The organism is Burkholderia sp. Cy-637 (assembly GCF_011753175.1).
In the GTDB taxonomy this organism is placed as follows: Bacteria; Pseudomonadota; Gammaproteobacteria; order Burkholderiales; family Burkholderiaceae; genus Burkholderia; species Burkholderia gladioli.
Map to the genome: position 1 here is coordinate 1 of NZ_VWWC01000337.1, position 2,606 is coordinate 2,606.

3 protein-coding genes and 1 pseudogene are annotated in these 2,606 nt (G+C 73.3%); all 4 read right to left on the reverse strand.

The window, feature by feature from the left end:
• Positions 1-386, reverse strand: a pseudogene (locus F3J10_RS35210) (flagellar hook-length control protein FliK); the annotation flags it as partial.
• Between the two features lie 18 nt (positions 387-404).
• Complete coding sequence (gene fliJ / locus F3J10_RS35215) at positions 405-866, reverse strand: flagellar export protein FliJ (protein ID WP_025100309.1); 462 nt, start codon at positions 864-866, stop codon at positions 405-407.
• A gap of 2 nt (positions 867-868) precedes the next feature.
• Positions 869-2,299: a flagellar protein export ATPase FliI gene (fliI, locus tag F3J10_RS35220; RefSeq protein ID WP_013699689.1), complete on the reverse strand. Its 1,431-nt coding sequence runs from the start codon at positions 2,297-2,299 to the stop codon at positions 869-871.
• A 4-nt stretch (positions 2,300-2,303) separates the two neighbouring features.
• On the reverse strand, positions 2,304-2,606 hold a 303-nt coding region (locus F3J10_RS35225; protein ID WP_275691727.1), incomplete at its 5' end, for a FliH/SctL family protein.

A 2,606-nucleotide genomic window follows, 5' to 3' on the forward strand; every position in this document is an offset into this window, starting at 1 on the left:
CCGCTGCCGCCGGCCGCGTCCTGGCGCGCCTGCAACTGCGCCTGCACGGCGGCGGCCGCCGCCAGCGCGGCGGCGTCCGCCGGCGTGGCCGCGGTTTGCACATCCTGGCCGTCGTCCGAATCGTCGCTGCCGTCCGCGTGCTTGTGTCCGCCGTGATGCCCGCGCACCTTGCCGTCGCCCGAGGACGGATCGGTGGCGGCCGTCGTCGTCGCCGCCGGTTTCGGCTGGGGCTGCGGCTGCTGGTTCGCCACGCTCTGCTGCAGGGTCTGCGAGAACGGCGTCGACGAGGACGCGCCGGCGGCATCGTTCGACCGCGAGCCGGAGCCGGCCTGGTTGGCGGCGGTGGCGGCGTCGAGCAGCGATGCGGTCAGGGAGAGGGCGGGCATGGCGGTGTCTCGATCGGGTTACTTGGAGGGATGCGCCGCGTCGGCGCGCATGCGCAGCACCTTCGCCGCATGTTCGTCGGCGTCGCGCTGCTCGCGTTTCGCGGCACGTTGCTGATCCTGCGCGAGGCCGCGTTTCTGCAGGATTTCGTAGGAACCCAGGGTGCGCTTGCGCGCCTGCCATTCGGGGCGGGCCGCGTCCACGCGCGCCTCGGCGGCGGCCACGATGCGCCGCTGCTGGCCGATCGCCGCGTCCAGCGTGTCGATGAAGGACTGGAAGTTGCGCATGCTGCCGGCCGGCATGCCGGCCTGGGCGTCCAGCGCGAAACGCGCGTGGTATTCGTCGCGATAGCGCAGCAGCGCGTCGAGCTGGTCCTGCGCCGAGCCGCGCTCGCGCTGCGCATGGCCGAGCGCCCGGGTGGCGTTGTCGAGGTCTTCCTGCGCGCGATCGAGCAGGATCTGCAGCGGGAACGTCGCGGCCATGCTCAGCCTCCTTCGTATTGGAACAGCGCGTCGAGCCCGGCCAGGCAGGACTCGAACGGCGCGCATTCGCGAAAGCCCTGCTGCAGGAAGGCCTCGATGCGCGGGTAGAGCGCGATGGCGCGGTCGAGCTGGGCATCGCGCCCGGCCGCGTAGGCGCCCACCGCGATCAGGTCGCGATTGCGCTGGTAGCGCGAGAGCATCTGCTTGAAGCGGCGCACGCGATCGAGATGGCGCTCGTCGATCAGCGAGGTCATGGCGCGGCTGATCGACTGCTCGATGTCGATCGCGGGATAGTGGCCGGCCTCGGCCAGCTGGCGCGACAACACGATATGGCCGTCCAGGATCGCGCGCGCCGAATCGGCGATCGGGTCCTGCTGGTCGTCGCCCTCGGTCAGCACCGTGTAGAAGGCGGTGATCGAGCCGCCGCCTTCCGGGCCGTTGCCGGTGCGCTCCACCAGCGCCGGCAGCTTGGCGAACACCGAGGGCGGATAACCCTTGGTGGCCGGCGGTTCGCCGATCGCCAGCGCGATCTCGCGCTGCGCCATCGCGTAGCGCGTGAGCGAATCCATCAGCAGCAGCACGTGCTTGCCCTGGTCGCGGAAGTATTCGGCCAGCGAGGTCGCGTAGGCGGCGCCCTGCATGCGCAGCAGCGGCGACACGTCGGCCGGCGCGGCCACCACCACCGAGCGCGCCAGGCCGTCCTCGCCGAGGATCTGCTCGATGAATTCCTTCACCTCGCGGCCGCGCTCGCCGATCAGGCCGATCACGATCACCTCGGCGCTGGTGTAGCGCGCCATGGTGCCGAGCAGCACCGACTTGCCCACGCCCGAACCGGCGAACAGGCCCATGCGCTGGCCGCGCCCCACCGTCAGCAGCGCGTTGATGGCGCGCACGCCGACATCGAGCACGTGATGGATCGGCTCGCGCTCCAGCGGGTTGATGGTCGGCGCCGAGAGCGGCGCGTCGAGTTCCGAGGCGAGCGGGCCGAGCCGGTCGAGCGGGCGGCCCGAGGCGTCCACCACGCGGCCCAGCATCTGCCAGCCGACCGGCAGGCGCTTGGCGCCGGCCAGCGGATCGGCGATCGGCGCGCGTTCCAGCGGCCAGACGCGCGCGCCGGGCAGCACCCCGGCCACCTCGGTGGTCGGCATCAGGAACAGGCGTTCGCCGGCGAAGCCGACCACCTCGGCCTCGGCCACCGGCAGGGTGCTGCCCGGCGGCAGTTCGATGGTGCATTCGGCGCCCACCGACAGGCGCAGCCCGGTGGCTTCCAGCACCAGGCCGGCGGCGCGCGTGAGGCGCCCGCAGGGGCGCAGCGGCAGCGCGCGGGCGCTGCGTTCGCGCAGCGCGCCGAGCTGCTCCAGCCAGTGCGCCAGATGCGGGTTCGACACGGCGGGCGCCGCGTCGTCGAGCAGGAGGTCGGGCGCGCGGCTCATGGTTTCACCACTCGCTCGAACGGCCGAGCGCGGCGGCCACGCGCTCCCAGCGCGTGGGCAGGGTCGCGTCGATCTCGCCCGAGGCGGCCTGGGCGCGGCAGCCGCCGCGCTCGATGGCCGGGTCGGTGCGCACGCTCCAGCCCAGCGCGTCGAGTTCTTCCTGCAGGTAGGCCTCCACCACCGGCAGGTCGGCGGGGCTCACCACCAGTTGCGGCGCGCCGGCGAGGGCCGGCTCGGCGGCCAGCGCCTCGCGCGCGGCGGCCAGCACGGTGCCGGGGTCCAGTTGCACGTGCTGGCGCACCACCTG

Excerpts from the sequence above, each read along its gene's own strand:
- fliJ (WP_025100309.1), bottom strand. The coding sequence starts at position 866 with ATGGCCGCGACGTTCCCGCTGCAGATCCTGCTCGATCGCGCGCAGGAA.
- fliI (WP_013699689.1), bottom strand. The coding sequence starts at position 2,299 with ATGAGCCGCGCGCCCGACCTCCTGCTCGACGACGCGGCGCCCGCCGTG.